Raw genomic sequence first — 22,645 nt, 5'->3', positions numbered from 1 at the left:
TATAATGGCAAGCATTTAGAGCATTACACTACGCTAGACCTAAGGAATAAGATCAAAGCAATTTAAAGGGTAAGATGTGAGTTTAAACTTGGACTCCAAGAGTTACTTTAGATGGTTTTTTCCAAAATATCGCTAATACAAATCCAAAAGCGATTGTAATAGCTGCTAAATAAAATGGATATGCAATCTCAATATCAAATAAAATCCCACAAATAATTGGAGCTATGACATTGGCTAAGGAGGTAAAAAATGAATTCATCCCACCTACAAACCCTTGGTCTGGTCCAGCTATACTTGCTAAATACGTGGTAACGGCTGGTCGAACCAGATCAAAGAAGATGAACGCCAACATGGTTGATATAAGTACGACGACATAGCTATTTAAAAACGGGAAGGCTGCCGCGTTAATTGCCGACAATAATAACACATATCGGATAAGTTTAATTTCACCCAACCAACGTGTTAATCGTTCAAACAAAGTAATCTGAATAATTGCACCAACAATGGCACCACCAGTAATCGCAATTGCAATATCTTTTGGTGTAAAATTTAATTTCACATCGACAAATAATCCGTAAAAGGATTCAAAACTCATTAATCCGAAATTTGAGATGAAAATAACAATAAAAGCCATTAAAAACATTGGCATTAAAATTTTTTGTAAATTCCCCTTACTTTTCATAATCTTGGGTTCATATGTTTCTTGTCTTTTAGGCTCACGTAAAATAATCCATGCAAAAACCCCTGCTAAAATTCCCAACAATCCTGCGACATAAAACGGAGTCCGAATACCGAAATCTGCCAAAAACCCTCCGGCACCTGGTCCAATAATTAAACCCGTACTGATTGCTGCCGACATATATCCGTATGCTTTGGGCCTTGTTTCGTCTGTAGTGATATCAGCAATAAATGCAGATACCGCTGGCATAATGAATGCCGCACTAATCCCACCTAAGGCTCTTGAAATGTATAGTACAGTGACATTATCTCCGATGGCGAATAGTAGCTCTGATCCACCGAATATAAATAGACCGATTACAATCATTATTTTTCTACCAAAGTAATCTGTCGCTTTCCCTGTAAGGGGCGAAGCAATTAATTGGGTTAAAGCAAACATGGCTGTTAATAAACCAACCGTCTTTCCACCAACGTTTAATTCGACCATTAATTTTGGGAAAACAGGAATAACCAACCCTATTCCCATAAAAGCAATAAATAAACTTCCTAACAAAATGGATAATACTATTTTTGTATTCCTATCCAAAACAATTCCTCCTTTAAGGTGCCTATCGAACACTTTAAAGGTTATAGTTAGTGTAGGGTCAAGAAGATTATTTTAAAATTTTAATTTTAAATTCAATATCAAAACGTGATGCATTATTCATTTTGAAATTTAACGGATAAAAATATTCATAGATATGAGAAGCAACGTTTAATTTATGTTTTTCTACATAGTTTCTCAATTTATTGTACATCTCCATAAAATCATCTGAATGAATTGCGAATGTAATTACCGCATATTCACCGGCTTCTAATGTAATCCGCTCTATATTACTTGGTAAATACTTATCCTCAATCTCAGTTATAACAGGTATAAAAATGCTGTCATATTTAATTTCTTCATAGGACTGATAGGATTCAAATGGAAGAACACCTCCAAATATAGTTTGCTTATGGAATTGCTCATGGGATTGAACAACATTATTCAGTACTTGACTCCACACGCCTATTTCAGATGATTCTCTAATGGTTATTTTCAGTAAATTTTGCTTCTCAAATGTTTTGATGTATACCTCTTTACTTGCAGACTCTATATATTGTTGTGTGAAATTTTGCTTCATTATTTGCAAATTCTTTTGAACTTCGTTAATTTGTCTGATTTTATCCTCAAGTACATCTTCTTGTTTGTTTAGAAATCGAAGGAGCTCCTCCGGTGTATAGGTTTGAACTTCTTCTATTTGATTAAGAGGTACGCCTAAAAATTTAAAGGCCTTGATTAAATTAGCGTCTAATATTTGACTTACACTATAGTATCGGTAGTTCGTTTGCGGATCGACTTTCACCGGTTTTAACACACCATTCTGATCGTAAAAATGGAGTGTTCGACTAGGAAGATCCGTTAACTTCGAAAACTCTCCGATGGTTAAATATTTTCGTAACATATATTATAAAACCCCTTTATCTTTGAGTATTCGTTCATTTTTATCAAAATAAAAGCCGCTATATCATAGCGACTTTTATTAGTATGGTAGTATAATAGCTGCTTTTGTAACCTACCAGATTAATTAGATGGCTAACATGTTGAGTAAATTAGTGCATGTTACAATCTGTAGGTGCTTGATTTTATATATTAGAACGTACTTATTCCCATGTAATTTTGTATTCATTAATCTTCTTATCCATATTAAACTCCATGTGTTTGTTCAGGAACAAAGCATTTAATTCTTCTGTCCTTTTTCTTCGGTCCTTTTCATAATAGTAAAACGCATCCCGGTAATCATGGTCTCTTAAATTTTTTGCTAAGACCATGGCATCTTCAAGGCTGTATGAAGCTCCTTGACCTACAAAAGGATTAGCTGTATGCACAGCATCCCCAACCAGAACAACGCGACCTTTTGACCACGTAGGTAAATTCTTCACTTCGTGAATACTTCTAGCGAAAATCTGCTCTGTGTTTTCAACAATTTTAAACAGATTGTTCGTGACTTTCCAATCTTTCATCATTTTGTTTAATAATTCTCTGATCGTTTGTGTGGAGGCTTTTTCAAAGTCTTTTGTTGGTAGTTTCTCAGGAGCTATTGAGAATGCTTGCCATAAGATATTCATCTTGTTTGTAGGATGAGCTTGCCCAAAGATAAAGGACAGATTCTTGTCGTAGTACAAATAACCACTTGATTCATCCCATTCGAAATCATCAACATACGATACCCCTTGCAGTCCCCACATACCGCTATAATCCAATTTAGCGTCAGATGCTACGGCTTCTCTCGTTTTAGAAAAAGTTCCATCTGCTCCGACAACAATATCACCTTTGACAGAGGTTCCATCTTCAAAAAATGCTTCAACTGATTTTGAACTTTGATTTACTGTAATCAGCTTTTTATCATACTTGATTTCGATTCCTTGATGCTGAGCTTCCTCCAAGAGAACTTTAACAATGTTGGATCTCATGACATTGATCATTGGGGATTTATAGTGCTTTTCATTGTAATTATTTGTTATTGATTCGACTTCATTTTCACTATTTATTTGATAAATACTTTTGATAATCGTTGAATTTGCAATAACTTTGTCTTTACATCCGATCTCGGCTAAGACATTTACACCGTTTGGAGTAAGTAAAAAACCAGCCCCTTTTTCTAATTCAGCTGTTCTACCTTCATAAATAGTGCTTGCAATTCCTGCCTTTCTCAAGAATAAAGCTGTGGCTATCCCGGCTACACCACTTCCGATAATAATGACATGATTGTGATTCATTATTTCTCCTCCTTTATTTTTACAGACAGACCGTTCGGTCTAATCATAATACAAAAAAAATTATACATCAATTTTATTTTTAATTTTGAAATAATTTTGTTAATTTACGCCCTTCAAGAAAATATCTATGGCTTTTTTGTTATAATTATTCTCTTTTACTTCAACATCATCACTATAATGTTTATAGTCATTACTTATAAATAACAAGGACATGAGAAAATATCCTAACAATTTTGGATCTTCACCTGGATTAATTTGGTTTACTGCCTGACATTCTTTAATGATATTAACAAAAAAATCAAGATATAACTTGTCTATTTCCTTAATTTTTTCCGTGATCTCATCTGATTTAAATGCACTACTGTAGAACTCTGCGGTTGTTTTATGATAATAAAGGTTCCCTCTAGACTTGGCTATATAATCTGCAAGAACATATAAAATATGATCGGAATCAGCCTGTGTATTTTCAACTTCCTGTTTCCAATCTTCTAGCCAATGATTAGCATCCTCTTCAAGGATGAAAACAAAGAGATTTTCTTTATTTTTAAAATGATGATATAAATTACCCTTACTAGATTCCGAAGCTTCAATAATTTGGTTCATTGAAGTTTCAGAAAACCCTTTGGTGTGAAATAAATTCCTGGCTGCTGTTATGATTTTTTTCTTCTGTTCGCTCATCGTAATACTCCTTATGTTTATTAACAATTATTGTAGTAGTATAATGCGAAGTTATTATCAAAAGTCCATTTAGAGTTGTAGTGTATCTTTCATTGTAATCTAATTCTTTTGATATGAATACCATGCAGCTGCTTGTTTATATAAAAGGGCTGAATTCAGTGTTCATTCTTCAAGTAGGAAACTGACTAGAAAACAATATATGCCCATACAACTAGGAAAAAGCAAAACCAAGACAGGTTACAATGCTACCTGCCTAAGGTTTTGCCTATGAATTATAATTTCTTGGTAACTCCTATAAGATTTGCACCATTGGTTCTAATCACTTCTTTGTACCAATGGAAGGACTTTTTCTTATACCTCTCCAGTGTTCCGGAGCCATCATCGTTACGATCTACATAGATGAAGCCATAACGTTTCTTCATCTCTGCTGTAGACGCACTTACGAGATCAATACAGCCCCAAGATGTATATCCCATTACTTCCACACCATCCTCGAGAGCTTCTCCAACCTGTACCAAGTGGTCATTCATGTATTGAATACGGTAATCATCTTTGACAGTCTTATTACCGTCTTCATCCGTAATCAGCTGATCGATCGCACCTAGACCATTCTCAACAATAAACAATGGTTTTTGATAACGATCCCAATATTTGTTGAGAGTTAAGCGCAAGCCTTGAGGGTCGATCTGCCAACCCCATTCACTCGCTTTCAAATATGGGTTCTCGATACCTGCAAACAGATTCCCTTGAGTCTCCTTACCCTTCTCTGGATCGCCGCTCTTACAAATACTTGAATAATAACTGAATGAGATAAAATCTACGGTATGTTTGAGAATTTCCTCATCCCCATCCTCAAACTTAATATTGATGTTTTTGGCTTTGAAATAACGATTCATGTATTTCGGATAATAGCCACGTGCATGAATATCCGCAAAAAGATCATTTTGCTGCTCTGCTTGCATCGCTGCAACAACATCGTCTGGATTTGGCGTGAGCGGATATGTTGGCATACTCAGCACCATGCAACCAATCTTCGCATCTGGCATAATCTCATGGCCCAGTTTAACCGCAAGGGCACTTGCAACAAGTTCATGATGGACAGCTTGATATAAGTCTTGGTCGGAAAGTTCTTCTTTTGGTGTATATATACCACCACTCATGAATGGTTCTTCCACAATAGAGTTGATCTCATTAAACGTCAGCCAGTACTTGACTTTACCTTTATAACGATGAAATAGTACCGTAACATAACGTTCGTAGAACTCAATCATTTTACGATTTACCCATCCATCATACGTTTTGGACAGATGCAACGGCGTCTCGTAGTGCGAAATCGTCACGAGCGGTTCAATACCGTATTTATGGCATTCGTCAAACAGATCATCATAAAATTGCAGACCTTTCTCGTTTGGCTCCAGTTCGTCTCCTTTGGGAAAAATACGAGACCAGGCAATGGATGTGCGGAACACTTTAAAGCCCATTTCAGCAAACAGTTTAACATCCTCTTTATATCGGTTATAAAAGTCGATACCAATCAATTTCAGATTATCCTCGGTGGGACCTTCTGTTCTTGGTGTTGTAACCCCATTTGGCGTTACATCCTGTACTGACAAACCTTTACCATCGACATTATAGGCTCCCTCAAGCTGGTTAGCTGCTACTGCACCGCCCCACAGGAAGTCCTTCGGAAATGGTGACGCCATATTCATCTATCCTCTCATCATTAAATTAGTGCTACACACTTAAATCTTGACCATTTGACTTAATCACTTTTTTGTACCATTCAAAAGATTTTTTCTTCGAACGCTTCAGTGTTCCTTTACCTTGATTATCTCGATCTACATAGATGAATCCGTATCTTTTTTTCATTTCACCTGTACTTGCACTTACAATATCAATTGGTCCCCAAACGGTGTAGCCAAGCAAGTCTACGCCATCGTACTCTACAGCATCCCGCATTGCACGAATATGCTCACTTAGATATGAAATTCTGTAATCGTCTTCTACATAACCACTCTCATCAGGAACATCTACAGCCCCTAGGCCGTTTTCAACAATGAATAAAGGTTTCTGATAACGGTCATAGATATTATTCATTGTAATTCGTAATCCTAACGGATCAATTTGCCAACCCCAATCACTAGACTTTAAATACGGGTTCGGCAAACTTGGAAATAGGTTTCCTCCTATTGTATCCGTAAGTGTCGAATCAGCACTGACTACGCTGGAGGAATAATACGAGAATCCTATGAAATCAACGGTGTGTTGTTTCAATAACTCTCGATCACCTTCTTTGAATGGTAGAACAATATTTTTTCGTTCCAGTTCTTTAAGGGTGTATGCCGGGTATTCACCCCTAACCTGAACATCAATGAAAAAATAGCTCTGGTTTTCAACCTGTTTGGCTTTCCATACATCTTTTGGATCACATGTTCTGGGATATGGGGCAATGCTAGCTAGCATACATCCCACCATATTTTCAGAGTCTACTTCATGGGCAATTTTTGTAGCTAACGCGCTGGCCACCAACTCATGATGACTGGCTGTAAATTTCACTAATTCCGCATCTTCGTGTTCTTCTATGAACAATCCGGATGATAAAAATGGAGCTTCCAAAACCATGTTAATTTCATTAAACGTAATCCAGTATTTCACTAAGCCCTTATAACGTTTAAAGATCACCCTACATAATCTTTCATAGAAATCAATCATTTTTCGGTTACGCCAAGAACCATATTCCTTAACAAGGTGCATGGGAACGTCAAAATGGGAAATGGTCACCAGAGGATTAATATTATACTTTTGACACTCTTTAAATACGTCTTCGTAAAACCGGAGTCCAGCTTCATTTGGCTCCAGCTCATCCCCATTCGGGAATATACGGCTCCAAGCAATTGACAACCGATATACGTTAAATCCCATTTCTGCAAACAATGCGATGTCTTCTTTGTAATAGTGATACATGTCGATTGCTGCTTGGCCAGGGTAAAAATAGTTCTCGTCAAAATCAAACATCTTCGTTTTACCCATAAGAACACTGTCACGGATATCACCTGTTGGACATAAATCAACATTTGCTATGCCTCTTCCGTCTACATTGTAAGCTCCTTCAGATTGGTTAGCCGAGGTTGCTCCGCCCCACAAAAATCCGTCTTTAAAAGCCATTTCTCTCATCTCCTGCTAAGATAAAATTGTTAAATCAAACCTGTAAGCAAAACATCCCCTGCATTTACTTGTTTTCCTTTAGTTTCAATAATCTCAAGATAACTATCTGTATTTGTAACGATCATTGGCGTTTCAACCGAATATCCTTCTCTCTCAATCTCCGCAATATTAAATTCAGCCAATTTCTGTCCTTGTTTAACAACGTCTCCCTCTTGTACGAAGGTCTCGAAATATTTACCTTTCAGACGAACCGTATTAAATCCGATATGAATAAGGACTTCCATTCCTTCATCTGACACTAATCCAAAAGCATGTTTTGTAGGAAACAATGTAACAACCTTCCCATCAAAAGGTGCAAATAGTTCTCCGGTCACAGGCTTAATCGCGATTCCTCTGCCCAAAAGTTCTTGCGAAAACGCCTCGTCTTGAACCTCTTTAATAGGAACGACTTCTCCGTTCATAGGACTATGCATCGTATGCTTTTTCTCAGATTTCAACTCTGGTTTGGATTCTGGTGTAGATGATACGTTTATCGTTTTGCCAGAGCTTGGCTGGGATTTATCATCCTTGAACAAGAAAAGTGTTAAAACAAACGAAGCTACCATAGCAAAAACAACACCAATAATACCGATCATGAGGTTCCTGATTCCTGGATTCTCCGGATCAAACATGGTCATAAATTCAAATATGCCCAGTCCTCCAAAGGTAAACTCTCTGAAGTTATAGAAGCCATAGAACCCACCAGCAATACCTGAAACAATACAGCTCATGATAAACAATTTTTTTCGCGGAAGGGTAATTCCATAAACAATAGGCTCTGTTATACCAAATAGAGCGGATACAGCTGCCGGTATGCCGAGTGCCTTTAAATTTTTATCCTTTGTTTTAACGATGACGGCAAGAGTAATAGCCATTTGAGAAAACGTGGTGGCAAAAGCCATAGTTAATACGTTGTCAAAACCCAAGCTTGTGATGTTGTTAATATAGACGGGGATAATTCCCCAATGCAGGCCAAATACCATAAGAATCTGCCATAGGGATGCCAGTAGAAATCCAGCTACTAATGGGCTCGCATCTCGAACAGCAAATATTCCCTGTGCTATAAGCTCTGATCCGTAGTTTGCCAAAGGACCTATCAGTAAAAAACCCAAGGTTAAAGAAATAAAGACCGTGAGCATCGGTACAATAAAGAATTTGATTACACTTGGAATAATCTTGTCCAACACACGCTGCACTTTTGATGCAAAATATACGACGATGATGACTGGAAGTACAGTTGATGTATAGTTCATACCAATCAACGGAATACCAAACACATCCAAATAGACAGGAGAGCTTAAAATTGTACCGCTAAATAATGTATACAGTGGCTCTTTTGTTGCTGCCAAGGTATTCAACTGAATAGCAGGGTAACACATGGCCAGTCCAATGAGAATCCCAGTAAAAGGCTGCACTTTAAATTTATTAGCAGATGTGTATCCTAAAAACACAGGAAGAAACATAAACAATGCATCTCCCATAGCATTGATGATCATGTATGCTCCGCTATCAGCTGTATATAGCCCCATCGCGTTAAACAAAATATTAAATCCTTTTAACATACCTGCAGCACACAGAATTCCCAAAATCGGCTGAAATAAGTTGGACACGACATCAATAAAGGCATCAAAGGGTTTCTTCTTTTTGATCTCTTTATCTGTTATTGGGGCAGTTGGTTTTTCGCCCCCTTTAGTTAGTTGGGTAACTTCCGAATACACCTCGGAAACATGATTGCCGATTACAACCTGATACTGCCCACCAGAACGCATAACGGATACGATGCCATCCATTTGCTTCAATACTTCATCGTTGGGTAAGGAATCGTCCCTTAATTGAAATCTCAACCGGGTCATGCAATGAGTGAGATCAAGAACATTTTCAGAACCACCCACTGTCTTTACAATTTCCTCGGCCAACTGTTGATATTTTCTCATTTTATTTTCCTCCAAATTTAGCTGAAACAGCTTAGTGAAGGGTTTGGCCAACTTAATGTCACCATCCTGCGTTGCAAGAAACCTCACCTCCTTTAATGAAAACTGCTATGAATTTGTTTTGTGCACAACACGTTGGATGTGAACAGTTAGATACAATTTCTCTTCGTTTGTTAAGTTATACTGGTAGTTGTTCTTAATATAAGTTTCGATTTTCCCCACACATTGGTAAGAATTCGGGTGTTTCTCTTTGATCACATCTAATAGATCTGTATCACTCTCACTCTCATGCAAGTTTCCACTGATTAATCGCTGAGCAAAAAACTTCAAATGAGTGACAAATCTAAAAAATGCTACGGATTGTTCATCAAACTCCATTTGAAAAAAATATCTAACTATATCACTGATCTCTTGAATGATTTTGGTCACTCTGTAAATGTCTTGAGTTTCTTGGGGAGTCTCAGCGTTGACAATATGCAATGCAAGAAAACCTGCTTCATCTTCAGGAAATTGAATATCGAAAGATTCCTTAATAAATTGAAGCGCCTTCAAACCAATCTGAAATTCGTCTGCATAAAATCGTTTAATATCCCAAAGCAAAGCATTTCTAAGCGATATTCCTTCTTTATATCGACTTATCGTCGAGAAAATATGGTCACTGAGCGATATATATATACTCTCATTGAGTTTTTTACCTAACGTTAACTTCGCATAGTTTATAATTTGGTCCGCCACTTCAAAATAATCGATAGGAATTTCGGACAGAAGTTCCTGGAATTTCACGAAGGCATCTTTATTAGAAAGTGAATAGATTTTATCTATACTTTGCTGATCCAGACTATCGCCAACCTTCTTCTGGTAAGCGATCCCTTTGCCCATTACAATAATTTCTTGACCCATTTTGTCGTGAGTAACTGCCACATTATTGTTCAAAATTTTGAGGATATTCATCTCATTCCCCCCTATTTTCCAAATAAAAAAGACCTGTCTGCACATCAAAAATAAACGCAACTATGGCGTAAATTAATTTTGATGTGCAAGCAGGTCTAGCTTGTAATTAAACAATCACTATCCTTAACTTACACTTCCATTGTAATCGTGACCTTTTGTTTTAGCAAGAGTGTTTTTTATACTATTTTTTTCATTTTATCTACGTTTTATACTTCACTACCTTGTTCAGAATAATACGTCATTTACATATTGCATATATCATAAATCTGTATTAGGATTAAAAAATCTAACTAACGTTAGTTAGATTTTAAGAATTTTATAAACAGAAGGAGAGTTACTATGGCTTGGCTTTATCTTATTATTGGAGGACTTTTAGAGGTCGGTTGGGCGTTAGGTCTGTCGTATTCGGATGGATTCACTAAAATAGGCGTGGTTATACCAACCTTAATACTGATGGCACTTAGTTTTTTTTGCTTCTCCAAAGCCTTAAGTGTTTTGCCCATATCCACAGCTTATGCAGTTTTCACAGGGTTTGGTGCATTTGGAACCGCAGCAGTTGGAATGCTGTTCCTTGGAGATGAAGTGAGTGTACTTAAAATTTTCTTTGTCATTACATTAATCACTTGCATTATGGGTTTAAAATTTATATCCAATAAGCCTGAAAGAGAGGAAGTTAATTAGTATGAGTTGGTTTTTTTTGGTGATTGCAGGCTTGATGGAAGTGGGTGGAGTAATAAGCTTAAAATTCACAGAGGGCTTCTCAAAACTGAAGCCAACCATCCTCTTTATTATTTTTATGCTATCCAGTTTCATCTTTCTATCCGTGTCTTTAAAAGAAGTGCCTCTTAGTATCGGTTACGGCATATGGACTGGTATTGGTGCTTCAGGAAGTGTGCTCTTAGGCATGTTTGTTTTCAAAGAGCCTAGAAACATTAGCAAGCTAATCATGGTTGGTGGTATAATTGTAAGTATTGTAGGCTTAAAACTAGTCTGAGGTGGAGAATTTTTTGAATAAAGGTGAAGTAACGAGAAATAAAATAATAACAAGTGCTCTTCATTTATTCGCAATAAAGGGGTATGAACAAACCTCTATGAGGGAAATTGCCATTGAAGTGGATATCAAAGCTCCTTCACTATACGCCTATTGTTCCAGTAAAGAAGAATTGTTTGGAATTGTATGTGACTATGTTACTAATGATTATATGAATTTTGTACGTGATCAATCAGATGAAATTTCGAGTTTTTCCGTAGAAAAGAAGTTATACACGCTAATGAGATCATTGAATGAATATGTCTACGAGAATGATCTTGGACACTTTATCAATAGATATTTTCTTTTCCCTCCAGATCCATTCAGGGGGACATTTGTTCAACTCTACAAACAGACTGAAGAGGAAATAAAAAAAATTATCGGAAAAGCTATAGACAGTGAACCTGAGAGATTTATACCTGCTAATACAGTTATCGCTTCATTTATGTGTGTTATAGATGGAATGATCTTTCAGATGTTAAACTTTTCTCGTGATGAGTATGAAAACAAATTAGAAGAAACTTGGAAAGTATTTTGGAGAGGAATCCAGAAATAATCTTCAATTAATCCATATGAACTAAGTATAATTTTGTGTAAAACATAAAAAGCATAACTGATACCATCAGTTACGCTTTTTATACTTTTAATGCTAACTTTCCTTTTCTAACTAAGGCTATGCTCATCATTTTTAAGATCCACTGAACTCTTTAACAGGGTTTCTACTCTTTCTAGGAATATGATAACATCTCCTACAAAGATTGAACCTGATTTGATTCTAAGCAAAAATATTAATGTAAGCTCTCTTATTTCTTTTAAAGCAAGATCCTTTTTATTTCTCTTGGAAAACTTAATTATGTAATGCAAATCAATATTTAATTTACTTATCTTCACAAAACGATCATTGCCGTTTGCTGTTTTCAAATCCCTCATCATACTTAAGATAACACCTATCGAACAATAAATCTCTATGAGTTTCCTTGATCTTCTCTTCTCCCACTTCTCTCTATAATTCTGTCCTATAGTACTCTCTTTTTTAAAACTGATCCCCTAGTTTCGAATTATTCATTGAATTCCCTCACTTTAAAGTTTGAAATGTTTCTGAAAGAACACAGATGGTGAGCTAGATCTCACTCATAAATGTTTACTTCTCTCACAGTCCAGTCTTTACAACAAAAACTTCAACCCCAGATGGACGAATATTCCTATTCACACAAAAAAACCCTCCTATATCCAGTGCTTGAGTCCATTGTAACATGGACTCTTTTGCCACTGTCTACCATAAGGAGGGAATATTGAGTTATAACAAATTAAAGGTCGAGAATTTAATGAATTATTCAAAATCAACAAAAACGACATAATACTATAAAGCTAATTTCGCTCTGCATTTACGGAGGTTCTGTTGAAAAATCTTGATTTATCAAGGGAAAACGACATTTTAAATTAAAGTTATCGACATTTTATTTTAAAGTTAACAATCTTCGTTTGAAATATTAAATCTTGTACGCCTTCATCGCTTTAAACAACTCTTTGAAGGTTGGACGTTTGCCGTACATCAGTACGCCCGTGCGATAGATTTTAGCTGCGAGCCAGCCAAAGACCAGAATGGATACAGCCAGAATGGCAAGAGACGTCAGAATCTCCCAGGTCGGTGCAACGCCTGCCCCGATCCGTACAAGAATCGCTGTTGGTGATGTGAACGGAATGAAGCTTGCAACTTTGAGCAATAAAATATTCGGTGCAGAGATGCTGAAGAGTGCAATATAGAATGATACCAGGGACAGCATCGTGATTGGCAGAACTGCCTGCCCCAGCTCTTCCGTACGGCTGACCATTGAACCAACGGCTGCGAACAGCACTGCGTACAGGAAGTAACCCAGGATATAGAAGATCAATCCATATACAATTACAGCAATATTAATGTCGCTAACACTCAAATTGAAATCATCCAGTACTGCGCGGTTGTGAGGTAATAGAATATTCCCCGCAATAACTGCGCCGAAGATTCCGATCTGTAACATACCTACCATGAAGATACCGATGATTTTACCAAACATTTGACTGAGTGGAGATACACTCGTAATCAAAATTTCCATGATTCTTGAGCTTTTCTCAGCAGTAATCTCGGAAGCAATCATATTACCTGTCATCATCGTAGATGTGAACAGCAAGATGATTAACAAGTACACAACGATATAGTTGATCGGACTCATTGATTTTTCCGCACCAGCTCCAGCCTCACCATCATCGGCGCTTAGACTCTCCGCAGTCAGCTTCACAGGTGTCGTAATCAATGCCTTCTGTTCAGGTGTCAGTACATCCTTGACTACGACATCCAGCTTCACACTTTGCAGAGCAGATTCAATAGCCGTAGTGATCTGAGGTGAAATGTCATCTGTGGAATATAAAACAGGCTTCGGGAACTCCTGTCCTACTACCGTTTCAAGTTTCAAATAACCATCAATCAGGCCTGCCTTCGCATCTTCCTGTAATGCAGCTTCGTCCTTATCCCCACTCACGATGAAACGATACGCCTGATTTCCCTGAGCAGATGAGAAGTCTTCCAGCTTCTGTGCTACATCCTGCTGTTCCGTTGTCAGAAGACCGATGTTGACAGGATTTTTACCGGAAGCTCCGCCGCCAATTGGTCCGCCATTGAATAAAGTAATGAAATATGGAACATTGAGTCCAATCGAAATTAAAAGTGCAAGTACAATGGTAGTAACCATAAATGACTTCGTTTTTACTTTGTTTTTGAACGTGAAACCTGTAATTGTGCCCATTTTATTCATTCGACTCACCTACCTCACGAATAAAGATTTGGTTAAGCGTTGGTTCCTTGATCTCAAAATGCTCCACGGTGGTCTGTGCCATTGCCGTTTTCAAAATCTCCTGAGCGGCTGCAACCTCACTGACCTGAATCTGATATCCACGTTCGTTTTGCTCCACTCGTTTCACACCTGCCAGCTGCTCAAGTCCTTCTACCTGTCCAAGAGTACTGAGGTAAACTTGCTCACGCGGATAACGGCTCTTAATCTCCTTAATCTCACCTTGCACTACCGTGTTAGAACGATGAAGTATCGTGATCTGACGACACAACTCCTCGACATGTTCCATCCGGTGTGTAGAGAACAGAATGGCTGTACCTTCATCACGTAATTCTTTAACCGTTGATTTAAGCAACTCTACGTTAACTGGATCAAGTCCACTAAACGCTTCATCCAGAATGAGAATCTGCGGTCTATGTACCACCGCGGCTATAAAGCCCATTTTCTGCTGGTTTCCTTTGGATAATTCCTCAATCTTTTTATCATAATACTCCGGCACTTCGAACCGCTTCAGCCAGTACTTCAGACTCTCATCGGCATCCTTGGCTTTCATTCCGCGAAGGCGTGCCAGATAATTAATCTGTTCGCTCACTTTTACCTTCGGATACAATCCGCGTTCTTCAGGCAGATATCCCATAATCTGTTGCAGCTCTGTGTTATAAGGCTTGCCGTTGTACAAAATGTTACCGCCATCCGGGTGGATCAGACCGAGCACCATGCGCATCGTTGTCGTTTTACCGGCGCCGTTGGCTCCGAGCAATCCGTAAATCTCGCCCTCTTTTACATTAAGCGTAACTCCATTGACAGCTGTTTTGTCTGCGTACTGTTTGACGACTTGCTTTAGTTCCAATCGGTTCATTCAGAATCGTCTCCCTTCGGTTATCTCCACTGTACGGGTGCATACCCGGCAATCCAATATTCAAGTACTTCTCCCAGTTCCAAATTGCGAATTTTGAGCACCCGGTGATTGGATAACTCCAACCTCTCCTGCGCTTCGCTCACCCGGGTTGTAATCACACGGATCAGACCATTCTCTTCCTGAAAAGATTCAACTACACCAGGAATATTCTCGGGCCGCAAATCCCCTTCGTACCAGATCTCCTTCCACTGCTCAAGCACTAGGTCTTTCTCTGCCATACCCAGAACCTGCCCGCGGTGCATCAGCACGATGTAATCTGCCAGCCGCTTCACTTCATCTGCAATATGCGTGGCAATCAGAATGGTTGTGTCTCCACCTTCCATATAATCACGGAACTGCTCCACCATTACCTTCCAAGCAAAAGGATCAAGACCGGACGAAGGTTCATCCAGAAGAAGCAGTTTAGGACGAGCAGCAAGTGCTGCGGCTATTTCAAACTTCCTCCGTTCTCCCTTGGACATCTTGGTCAGCTTCACATCACTTGGCACGTCCATGTCTGTTATAAGCTGTTTGAACAGCTTCATATCCCACCTTGGGTACCAATGTGATCTGAAATCGGCTGCCTCCTGCGGCGTCATCCGATTCTCTTCAATACCACTGTTATCTGCCACAAAGCTAATCTGTTGTCTCAGCTCAATCGGAAGTATCCCCGAATGCTTCTCCTGTCCAAACCATATGATCTCACCACTATCCGGTAGTACAATTTGTTGCAACATGTTAAGCAATGTGCTTTTGCCAGAGCCGTTATGCCCCAGAATGGCAACCACATATCCTTCCGGAATCGTGAGATCAATCGGCCCAATAACCCTGCGTTTACGCATCTTGGATACACCATTTAATTGAACGGCTATAGGTTCCACCATACCTCCCCCTCCTTACTTCGAATAATTTGCTCTTAGGGCTTCCCGGAACAAAACTTCCATTTCCTCTTCTGTGCACCCTACAGCTTTGCCCGACTGCACCGCAGCTTGCATCGCTTCCTCCGCTGCCTTCAGCCTGTAGTTCTCTCGTTCTCCCGCCTCAACCTGGGCCACAAATGTTCCTGTCCCCTGCTTCGTGCGAAGCAGGCCTTCATTCTCCAGATCCTGATAGACCCGTCTAACCGTAATTACACTGCAATTCAGCGCTCCGGCAAATTCACGAATGGACGGCAAATGTGTCCCCTCCCCCAGTTGACCCGTTATAATTAACGACCTTAATTGGTTCTCAATCTGGTGATACAAAGGTTCAGCGCTATTCTCATTTATTTGAATGGGTATCTTCACATCTTGCACCTCGCCCTCCGGTACACTTCACTCACTTGCCTGAACGTGCCGGTTTCATCCTTTATTCTTTTTATCACTAATTCCGCTGCCTTCTAACTCAGATCTCTCACGGCAAGCTTCTTCAACGTCACTCGACTGAACCCCCATAATGTTGCCAAACCTGCAACCACCGCAATCCACATGATCGGAGATAACAAGCCCCACAGTTTACTGTAGTGTATTACATACCAGAATCCATAATTACCCGAGAGGCGGATCAGAACAGCTATCACAACGGCCATCGGTAAGAACATAAAGCTAAGCATCAAATATTTTTTACCACTGAAGAGAAACTCTCCGTAAATATATAATCCCGTAATCAGGAGTCCATATCCTGTGCAACTCAGCGCAAAGGCTAAATACTGATCCCATGTGAAACCTTCCTTGTGTAATCTGACTGCATATAATGATCCGTAGAAGAAAAAACCATTATATGCGAATGCAATCAGAGATTGCTGCAGTCTTGACCACATCACAGTTTCATTCGGAATCGGGAGCCTTCGATAAAAGGCGAGCAACTGTGTGTAGGAATCTTCTTGTATGTAGCGGAAGGAACGTCTGCTGAAAAGAAATCCTAGGAACGGGAGCATAATGAGAAAAAACGCATCTACTACCGGGTTAATAAAATTACTCTGTTGCTGCCCAATCAGCATTACGCCGCTCATACTGCCTGTGTAGATCATAAATATGGCAGACCATAACCACTGCAGCTTATCCTTACTATAATCGTTACGGGTTAGCCACCACGCTTGCTTCCATGCATCCATATCTATGCCTGCCTTTCAACTGTCTTCCTTCATCTGGTTGACTGTGCTTTTGTTTTGATCACTGTGTCTAGTGTGTATATCAATATACACAGTATACAGACCTATCGCATGTCCCGTCAACCCCTTTTTTTCCTGAATCAGGAAAGCAGGATAGGAAAAGAATCCATTCTGCGATAAGATATACACAGCGATTTTAGTTGAGAGGAATGATCACCCTATGGGATGGCTTATTGAGCCCATACTTGTATTTGGTTTTATCCTTGCGATGATCTGGCTCATCATTCGAAGTGAGCCAGGTCGGGTTAAGAGCAAAAGTGACAGCAAAAGGCATTCCAGACAGTCCAGACAGCATCATCATTCGTCTAGCTCGGCTACGTCTTCTTCTATGATGACCTCTGACTTTTCGACGGACTCGCATACCAGGCCCACTCACGACCACCGACTCCATCACGATCACAAACATCACGATATAGATTCTTCTTCGGGCTCTCATCATCATTCGAGCAGTGATCACGGAAGCAGCGACAGCGGTGGGGATAGTGGCGGAGGTGGAGATAGCGGTGGCGGCGGAGACTAACAATTCCTGCTCTGTCTCATTAGAAAAAGAGCTGTACCCGGCACTGTGAATCAATCACAGAAGGGCACAGCTCTTTTTCTTTTTCTTTTTCTTTTCCGGTCACCTGATAGCAGAAGAAGCTCATGTCTTACACGAGGTTGTAGCCTGTTGGCAAGCTGCGGTTTCTACGGATGGCGCGAATCTCAGCCAAAGTGAGACGCTGATTGGTGGAGATCAACGACTCTACATCTTCGCCGCGGATCAAGTCATCCAAATCTCTCAGATTGGTGTTCCCGCGATAGACACGGAAGCCTCCCTGGAAGTTTGGCCGTGTAAACACCACAAGTGTTGCATTCGAACTCGTTGAAAAGAAGCGCAGGCTCTCAACCCCGTCCAAAATATTGTCCAGGTTGCGAAGTCCAGTGTTACCACGATAAATGCGGCTTCTTCCTCTGTAGTTCTCTTCGGAATACACGGTAAGACGAGGATACGTCTGACTGATGCTGACTGTTTTTTTCATTTTGGTTCCCCCCTCTCAAACTCATTCTATGAATGAATAAGAGAGATGGTATGGACTAATCATCTGCGAGATTCATCCATTTAAGCGCCGAGGATAACTTCCCATACCGGACTTGTGTGTCCCCCCGGATAGAGCAGATATAACAACACATATACCACCGTACCTGTCAGTGCGGAGCCAAACCAGATGATGGAGGTAAATTTCCCCCAACGGCGATGTTTTCCAAAATTCTTTTTGAAGCCAAGTACCAGTGTCGAGATACCAAATACAGCGGCAACCGTGGCCAGAATAATATGAAAGATCAGAAAGATGCGGTAAAAGATCTCCATATCCGGGTCTCCGCCCCAAGCCGTATTACCAACAAATACAGTGCGGGACATGTAGATTACAAAAAAGATTAGAGCTGCGATCGCTCCCGCTACCATAGCAGACTGGTGTGCCTCACGTTTACCACGAATAATTAAAGCCCAGCCAATCGCCACAAGTATCGCACTAAGCACAATGAACGAAGTACTGATTGTAGGCAGCCAAAAATACATATCCATCGTGTGTTCCCCCTTTTGTCGTCACATTAAACTCACGATTTGGCGGCCGGATTGAGCGGCCCCTGCTCTTTACCGCCACCAGCAGGCGAGAGATCATCATCCTCTTCCTGTCTCTCTTTCCGATACCATTGAGAGAACACATAAGCCAGCATAGACACAAAGATGCCCTCCTGGATAAACTTCATAAGAATCCCACCCACCTGCTGATCCTCCTTCGTGGAAGACAGGACATTAAAGAACGCCGGCCCTCCGAATGAACGAAGAATTGCCGAGGAGTCGCCAGATACGCAATACCTCATCGCTTCAGCCCATATGGCCGGGTTGTTATACGTCTGATACAGCGGTTCGGAAGCAAAAATGATTAATCCACATGCAGGCGTTAACAGCACCATGTTCAAAAAGATAAATCCAACCTTTGACAAGCCTGAAGCTTGTCTACCCTCTGGCAGAGGGTTAAGTAAAGTCCACCACATCAGCATGGATGTGATAAAAAGTACGATATAGTACAACCGGTGAACAGTAAAATTCAACATGACATAATCATGCACAACGGGCAGATGATACAAGGAAAACAGTCCGTTGAACAACACTGCCGCTACAATGGGATGCGCCAGGAAGGAAAGCTTGCGAGTAGGCAGCCAGCGCACAATACCGCGCCATACCCAAGTCGGCAAACCTTTCATCATCAATGGCGGAGCAACAAGGTAGGATAATGCCATGCTCACCATGTGGAAGCTGAACATTACATGACCCAGTAGATTGAAGGGACCCGCTTGTGCCAGATATAGAGCGAACAGACCTGCGAGAAACATGATTTTCTGTCCGGTAGTTGCTGGCTCTGCGCCCTGTACTTTCTCGCTGAACGGACCCACTAATACGAGATAGGCTGCCGCAATAATCAAAAATAAAGCAAGAATAAGCGGACTCCATAAGTCGTCAAAACTAAAATATTGCAACCCGAGCATACGGGAAACCTCCCCGTGACCTGTTTTGGTGAACATTTATTTCACTTACCACGATGTCATACTCTCTTGATGACGGTACATTGGAACGATCCAGAGATGCAAATTCATCATTCACTCGTATAAAAGGGGAAAAGACGGCGGCATTCGCCGCCGCCATCTCTCTTACCACCAGACCCAGAAGAGGGCCATAATAATACATGTAAAGGCTACAAAAAATCCAAAGGCCATAAATAGTATTGGCATCAAGTGGCCTTTGTCCTTCAAGTGCATCCAGTAACCAAGTTGCACAAATACCTGCAGAATGGCCATGACAACCATAATAATAATGGTGAAGGTTGTGTTAACCCCTCCGGCTGCAGCAGCTGCAAAGGCAATCAACGTGAGTATAATGGAGAAAATAAACACGACGACATGCTTCGAAGGCCCTTCCGCACGGTGACGGTGCTTCACCGGCTGTTGATCACTTTGATCCTGAGCGGACATGTGTTACCCCACCTTTCCGAGCAGGTACACGACCGTAAAGATGAACACCCACACAACGTCGATGAAGTGCCAGTACATGGCTGAGACATAGACTTTCGGTGCGGTTACGACCGTTAATCCTTTTTTGAACAGTTGCCCGATAATGATTCCGATCCACACAATACCGAATGCAACGTGGGCTCCGTGGAACCCGACCAGCGTGTAGAATGCCGAACTGAAGGCGCTCGTGGTCATGCCAAACTCTTTATGTTTCACGTACTCGTAGAACTCGTAAATCTCCAGACCAAGGAATCCCAGACCTAGAACAACTGTGATCCCCAGCCACAAAGCCAGTGAATTTCGGTTCCCTTTGTGCATCGCCTGAATGGCGAATACACTCGTCAAGCTGCTGACCAAGAGGATGAACGTTGCTGCTGCCACAAGCGGCAGATGGAACAGTTCATTCGCTGTAGGTCCATCATTGGTCTGCCCGCGAAGTGCGAGGAAGGTCGCGAAGAGTGTACCAAACAGTACCGTCTCACCGCCAAGGAACAGCCAGAAGCCAATCAGCTTGTTGCGTCCTTCCAGCGTTGCCTTCTCTGGTTCGTGCGGCAGTTTGCCGTTTACCGGCTCGGCATGTGAGGTTGTCATGTTCTCGCCCCCTTCTCGTCCTGATCCTCGGGTTCAATGTGCCAGCCGTGATCGTCATATAATGAGCGCAGTGCCATCGCACCAAATGTAATGAGAAGACCGATAATAAGCACAATATAATTATTGAAAATGAAATTCATGAATTCCAATTCGAATTTGTCTTTGCTGAACATTAGTCCAAGTCCGGCGATAAAAATACCTACCGACATCACAAATGGCAACGGTGTAGCAGATGGCATATGAATGGAACCTACCGGCTCCGCCGGAGTCATCTCCTTGTTGCCTGCCATCTTCTCTTTCCAATATGCATCGATACCACGCACCAGTGGTGTTTGTTTGAAGTTGTACTCTGGCGGCGGCGATGGAATCGTCCACTCCAGTGTACGGCCGTCTTCCCACGGATCGTTTGGTGCATCGATTGGTTTCTTTGTCGTGATGACGATGTTCACCAGGAAGATAATGACCCCTACGCCCATAAGGAACGCCCCGATGGAGCTAACCAGGTTAAGCAGGTCAAAATCCTGATTCGGCAAGTATGTAACAATCCGGCGTTGCATCCCCATCAGACCGAGGAAATGCTGTACGAAGAAGGTCAGCTGGAACCCGATCATAAATGTCCAGAATGTCCACTTCCCGAGTGACTCACTTAGAATACGACCAAACATCTTCGGCCACCAGTAATGGAGTCCGGAGAATAGCCCCAGTACCAATCCGCCCACAATAACATAGTGGAAGTGAGCTACGACAAAGTACGTGTCATGGAACTGGAAGTCTGCCGGGGCAGAAGCCAGCATGACACCGGTAACCCCACCCATAACGAAGGTTGGTACAAATCCGACAGCAAAGAGATTGGCCGCCGTAAAGCGAATCTGTCCGCCCCACATCGTAAAGAGCCAGTTGAAGATTTTGATCCCTGTCGGAACCGCAATCAGCATCGTTGAGATCGAGAATAACGCGTTGGCCACGTTACCCAGACCTGTCGTAAACATGTGATGCGCCCATACCATGAAGCCCAGGAAGGCAATCAGAATGGTTGCAAATACCATGGAGCTATATCCAAACAACCGCTTACGCGAGAAGGTTGGAATAACCTCCGAGATAATGCCGAATGCCGGCAAGATCAGAATGTAAACTTCCGGGTGTCCGAAAATCCAGAAGATATGTTGCCAGAGCACGGGGTTACCGCCACCTGCAACATCGAAGAAATTCGCACCGAGAATACGGTCAAACGTCAATAATACAAGGCCCACCGTGATGGCAGGAAAAGCAAACAGGATAATGGCTGATGTAATAAACGTGGTCCAGGTAAACATCGGCATCCGCATATAGGACATGCCTGGCGCACGCATGGTGATAATGGTAGCCAGGAAGTTAATGCCCCCGATGAGTGTACCCAGACCGGCGATCTGAAGACCGATCGTATAGAAGTCTACACCGTGTGTTCCGCTATACTCCGAACCGGAGAGAGGTGTATATGATGTCCAGCCTGCGTCCGGCGCGCCTCCCATGATCCAGCTCAGATTAAGCAACAAACCACCGAACAAAAATGTCCAGAAGCCCAGAGCGTTAACAAAAGGGAACGCTACGTCACGTGCCCCGATCTGCAAAGGGACCACCGCATTCATAATGGCGAAAATAATCGGCATCACGCCAAGGAAAATCATCGTAGTTCCGTGCATCGTAATCAATTCATTAAACACTTGCGCCGATACAAAATCGTTCATCGGCTTCATCAGTTGAATCCGGATCAAAATGGCTTCAATTCCGCCAATGCCGAAGAAAAGTCCGCCTGCAATCAAGTAAAGAACGGCGATTTTTTTGTGATCGACGGTGGTGATCCAGTCCATCAAGCCCTTGTAC

24 protein-coding genes are annotated in these 22,645 nt (G+C 41.2%); 4 read left to right on the top strand and 20 right to left on the bottom strand.

The genetic code is table 11. The features are described from left to right. Positions 1-82: 82 nt before the first annotated feature. The 8 genes from H7T88_RS07935 to licT form a co-directional block, all read right to left on the bottom strand. Positions 83-1,264 (bottom strand): MFS transporter, encoded by a 1,182-nt coding sequence (locus tag H7T88_RS07935; protein ID WP_221787977.1) that lies wholly within the window; start codon positions 1,262-1,264, stop codon positions 83-85. A 67-nt stretch (positions 1,265-1,331) separates the two neighbouring features. Further along, a complete protein-coding gene (locus tag H7T88_RS07930) occupies positions 1,332-2,162 on the bottom strand; it encodes a MerR family transcriptional regulator (RefSeq protein WP_221787974.1) in 831 nt (276 codons plus the stop codon). A gap of 199 nt (positions 2,163-2,361) precedes the next feature. Next, the gene (locus tag H7T88_RS07925) at positions 2,362-3,477 is read right to left on the bottom strand and encodes an FAD-dependent oxidoreductase (protein ID WP_221787972.1); all 1,116 of its coding nucleotides are present in this window, start codon (positions 3,475-3,477) and stop codon (positions 2,362-2,364) included. A gap of 99 nt (positions 3,478-3,576) precedes the next feature. Further along, positions 3,577-4,155 carry a TetR/AcrR family transcriptional regulator gene (locus H7T88_RS07920; protein WP_221787970.1) on the bottom strand — a complete coding sequence of 193 codons (579 nt, stop codon included), beginning with the start codon at positions 4,153-4,155 and terminating at the stop codon, positions 3,577-3,579. Positions 4,156-4,427: 272 nt separating this feature from the next. After that, a complete protein-coding gene (locus H7T88_RS07915) occupies positions 4,428-5,858 on the bottom strand; it encodes a glycoside hydrolase family 1 protein (protein WP_210090497.1) in 1,431 nt (476 codons plus the stop codon). A gap of 31 nt (positions 5,859-5,889) precedes the next feature. Beyond that, positions 5,890-7,320 (bottom strand): 6-phospho-beta-glucosidase, encoded by a 1,431-nt coding sequence (locus H7T88_RS07910; protein WP_312027589.1) that lies wholly within the window; start codon positions 7,318-7,320, stop codon positions 5,890-5,892. A 29-nt stretch (positions 7,321-7,349) separates the two neighbouring features. Next, positions 7,350-9,293: a beta-glucoside-specific PTS transporter subunit IIABC gene (locus H7T88_RS07905; RefSeq protein ID WP_221787966.1), complete on the bottom strand. Its 1,944-nt coding sequence runs from the start codon at positions 9,291-9,293 to the stop codon at positions 7,350-7,352. A gap of 105 nt (positions 9,294-9,398) precedes the next feature. After that, positions 9,399-10,241, bottom strand: a complete 843-nt coding sequence (gene licT, locus H7T88_RS07900) for a BglG family transcription antiterminator LicT (RefSeq protein WP_123067279.1) — start codon at positions 10,239-10,241, stop codon at positions 9,399-9,401. Between the two features lie 339 nt (positions 10,242-10,580). Here licT and H7T88_RS07895 point away from each other — a divergent pair, with 339 nt between their 5' ends. The 3 genes from H7T88_RS07895 to H7T88_RS07885 are packed head-to-tail and all read left to right on the top strand — an operon-like array spanning position 10,581 to position 11,827. After that, a complete protein-coding gene (locus H7T88_RS07895; protein WP_221787964.1) occupies positions 10,581-10,922 on the top strand; it encodes a DMT family transporter in 342 nt (113 codons plus the stop codon). A 1-nt stretch (position 10,923) separates the two neighbouring features. Beyond that, the gene (locus H7T88_RS07890) at positions 10,924-11,235 is read left to right on the top strand and encodes a DMT family transporter (RefSeq protein ID WP_221787962.1); all 312 of its coding nucleotides are present in this window, start codon (positions 10,924-10,926) and stop codon (positions 11,233-11,235) included. Between the two features lie 13 nt (positions 11,236-11,248). Further along, the gene (locus tag H7T88_RS07885) at positions 11,249-11,827 is read left to right on the top strand and encodes a TetR/AcrR family transcriptional regulator (RefSeq protein WP_221787960.1); all 579 of its coding nucleotides are present in this window, start codon (positions 11,249-11,251) and stop codon (positions 11,825-11,827) included. 107 nt (positions 11,828-11,934) lie between these two features. On the opposite strand, the gene H7T88_RS07880 is transcribed toward H7T88_RS07885, so the two are convergent. The 6 genes from H7T88_RS07880 to H7T88_RS07855 all read right to left on the bottom strand — a co-directional run bounded on the left by H7T88_RS07880 (position 11,935) and on the right by H7T88_RS07855 (position 17,086). After that, complete coding sequence (locus tag H7T88_RS07880) at positions 11,935-12,204, bottom strand: hypothetical protein (protein ID WP_221787958.1); 270 nt, start codon at positions 12,202-12,204, stop codon at positions 11,935-11,937. Positions 12,205-12,761: 557 nt separating this feature from the next. Then, positions 12,762-14,060 (bottom strand): ABC transporter permease, encoded by a 1,299-nt coding sequence (locus H7T88_RS07875; protein WP_221787956.1) that lies wholly within the window; start codon positions 14,058-14,060, stop codon positions 12,762-12,764. After that, positions 14,053-14,955, bottom strand: a complete 903-nt coding sequence (locus tag H7T88_RS07870) for an ABC transporter ATP-binding protein (RefSeq protein ID WP_090918540.1) — start codon at positions 14,953-14,955, stop codon at positions 14,053-14,055. The genes H7T88_RS07875 and H7T88_RS07870 overlap by 8 nt, the downstream gene beginning before the upstream one ends. Positions 14,956-14,975: 20 nt before the next feature. Continuing rightward, on the bottom strand, positions 14,976-15,878 hold the full coding sequence (locus H7T88_RS07865) for an ATP-binding cassette domain-containing protein (protein ID WP_221787955.1): 903 nt from the start codon (positions 15,876-15,878) through the stop codon (positions 14,976-14,978). Positions 15,879-15,890: 12 nt separating this feature from the next. Then, entirely contained in the window at positions 15,891-16,280 is a 390-nt protein-coding gene (locus tag H7T88_RS07860) for a GntR family transcriptional regulator (protein WP_090919013.1), read from the bottom strand. Between the two features lie 92 nt (positions 16,281-16,372). Further along, a complete protein-coding gene (locus tag H7T88_RS07855; protein WP_221787954.1) occupies positions 16,373-17,086 on the bottom strand; it encodes a hypothetical protein in 714 nt (237 codons plus the stop codon). Positions 17,087-17,303: 217 nt separating this feature from the next. On the opposite strand from H7T88_RS07855, the gene H7T88_RS07850 reads away from it, so the two are divergent. After that, on the top strand, positions 17,304-17,663 hold the full coding sequence (locus tag H7T88_RS07850) for a hypothetical protein (protein ID WP_139168873.1): 360 nt from the start codon (positions 17,304-17,306) through the stop codon (positions 17,661-17,663). A 127-nt stretch (positions 17,664-17,790) separates the two neighbouring features. Here H7T88_RS07850 and H7T88_RS07845 read toward each other — a convergent pair whose 3' ends face one another. From H7T88_RS07845 to ctaD, 6 genes are all read right to left on the bottom strand, one after another. Continuing rightward, positions 17,791-18,162, bottom strand: a complete 372-nt coding sequence (locus H7T88_RS07845; RefSeq protein ID WP_154960588.1) for a hypothetical protein — start codon at positions 18,160-18,162, stop codon at positions 17,791-17,793. A gap of 80 nt (positions 18,163-18,242) precedes the next feature. Then, positions 18,243-18,707, bottom strand: a complete 465-nt coding sequence (locus H7T88_RS07840) for a DUF420 domain-containing protein (protein WP_090918548.1) — start codon at positions 18,705-18,707, stop codon at positions 18,243-18,245. A 32-nt stretch (positions 18,708-18,739) separates the two neighbouring features. Then, the gene (gene ctaG / locus H7T88_RS07835; protein WP_221787953.1) at positions 18,740-19,672 is read right to left on the bottom strand and encodes a cytochrome c oxidase assembly factor CtaG; all 933 of its coding nucleotides are present in this window, start codon (positions 19,670-19,672) and stop codon (positions 18,740-18,742) included. 162 nt (positions 19,673-19,834) lie between these two features. Next, on the bottom strand, positions 19,835-20,155 hold the full coding sequence (locus H7T88_RS07830; protein WP_090918552.1) for a cytochrome C oxidase subunit IV family protein: 321 nt from the start codon (positions 20,153-20,155) through the stop codon (positions 19,835-19,837). 3 nt (positions 20,156-20,158) lie between these two features. Then, positions 20,159-20,785 carry a cytochrome (ubi)quinol oxidase subunit III gene (locus H7T88_RS07825; protein WP_090918554.1) on the bottom strand — a complete coding sequence of 209 codons (627 nt, stop codon included), beginning with the start codon at positions 20,783-20,785 and terminating at the stop codon, positions 20,159-20,161. Then, positions 20,782-22,632, bottom strand: a complete 1,851-nt coding sequence (ctaD, locus tag H7T88_RS07820; protein WP_423246124.1) for a cytochrome c oxidase subunit I — start codon at positions 22,630-22,632, stop codon at positions 20,782-20,784. The genes H7T88_RS07825 and ctaD overlap by 4 nt, the downstream gene beginning before the upstream one ends. Positions 22,633-22,645 lie beyond the last annotated feature (13 nt).

Origin of the sequence: Paenibacillus cucumis (ex Kampfer et al. 2016) (genome assembly GCF_019748695.1) — a bacterium.
GTDB lineage: Bacteria > Bacillota > Bacilli > Paenibacillales > Paenibacillaceae > Paenibacillus > Paenibacillus polysaccharolyticus.
The sequence above is the reverse complement of the archived record's forward strand: the minus strand, read 5'-3'. Positions and strand labels throughout refer to the sequence as shown.

Coding starts and splice junctions, on each gene's coding strand:
- H7T88_RS07930 (WP_221787974.1), bottom strand. CDS start 2,162: ATGTTACGAAAATATTTAACCATCGGAGAGTTTTCGAAGTTAACGGAT.
- H7T88_RS07925 (WP_221787972.1), bottom strand. CDS start 3,477: ATGAATCACAATCATGTCATTATTATCGGAAGTGGTGTAGCCGGGATA.
- H7T88_RS07920 (WP_221787970.1), bottom strand. CDS start 4,155: ATGAGCGAACAGAAGAAAAAAATCATAACAGCAGCCAGGAATTTATTT.
- H7T88_RS07915 (WP_210090497.1), bottom strand. CDS start 5,858: ATGGCGTCACCATTTCCGAAGGACTTCCTGTGGGGCGGTGCAGTAGCA.
- H7T88_RS07910 (WP_312027589.1), bottom strand. CDS start 7,320: ATGGCTTTTAAAGACGGATTTTTGTGGGGCGGAGCAACCTCGGCTAAC.
- H7T88_RS07905 (WP_221787966.1), bottom strand. CDS start 9,293: ATGAGAAAATATCAACAGTTGGCCGAGGAAATTGTAAAGACAGTGGGT.
- licT (WP_123067279.1), bottom strand. CDS start 10,241: ATGAATATCCTCAAAATTTTGAACAATAATGTGGCAGTTACTCACGAC.
- H7T88_RS07895 (WP_221787964.1), top strand. CDS start 10,581: ATGGCTTGGCTTTATCTTATTATTGGAGGACTTTTAGAGGTCGGTTGG.
- H7T88_RS07890 (WP_221787962.1), top strand. CDS start 10,924: ATGAGTTGGTTTTTTTTGGTGATTGCAGGCTTGATGGAAGTGGGTGGA.
- H7T88_RS07880 (WP_221787958.1), bottom strand. CDS start 12,204: ATGATGAGGGATTTGAAAACAGCAAACGGCAATGATCGTTTTGTGAAG.
- H7T88_RS07875 (WP_221787956.1), bottom strand. CDS start 14,060: ATGAATAAAATGGGCACAATTACAGGTTTCACGTTCAAAAACAAAGTA.
- H7T88_RS07870 (WP_090918540.1), bottom strand. CDS start 14,955: ATGAACCGATTGGAACTAAAGCAAGTCGTCAAACAGTACGCAGACAAA.
- H7T88_RS07865 (WP_221787955.1), bottom strand. CDS start 15,878: ATGGTGGAACCTATAGCCGTTCAATTAAATGGTGTATCCAAGATGCGT.
- H7T88_RS07855 (WP_221787954.1), bottom strand. CDS start 17,086: ATGGATGCATGGAAGCAAGCGTGGTGGCTAACCCGTAACGATTATAGT.
- H7T88_RS07850 (WP_139168873.1), top strand. CDS start 17,304: ATGGGATGGCTTATTGAGCCCATACTTGTATTTGGTTTTATCCTTGCG.
- H7T88_RS07845 (WP_154960588.1), bottom strand. CDS start 18,162: ATGAAAAAAACAGTCAGCATCAGTCAGACGTATCCTCGTCTTACCGTG.
- H7T88_RS07840 (WP_090918548.1), bottom strand. CDS start 18,707: ATGGATATGTATTTTTGGCTGCCTACAATCAGTACTTCGTTCATTGTG.
- ctaG (WP_221787953.1), bottom strand. CDS start 19,672: ATGCTCGGGTTGCAATATTTTAGTTTTGACGACTTATGGAGTCCGCTT.
- H7T88_RS07830 (WP_090918552.1), bottom strand. CDS start 20,155: ATGTCCGCTCAGGATCAAAGTGATCAACAGCCGGTGAAGCACCGTCAC.
- H7T88_RS07825 (WP_090918554.1), bottom strand. CDS start 20,785: ATGACAACCTCACATGCCGAGCCGGTAAACGGCAAACTGCCGCACGAA.
- ctaD (WP_423246124.1), bottom strand. CDS start 22,632: ATGGACTGGATCACCACCGTCGATCACAAAAAAATCGCCGTTCTTTAC.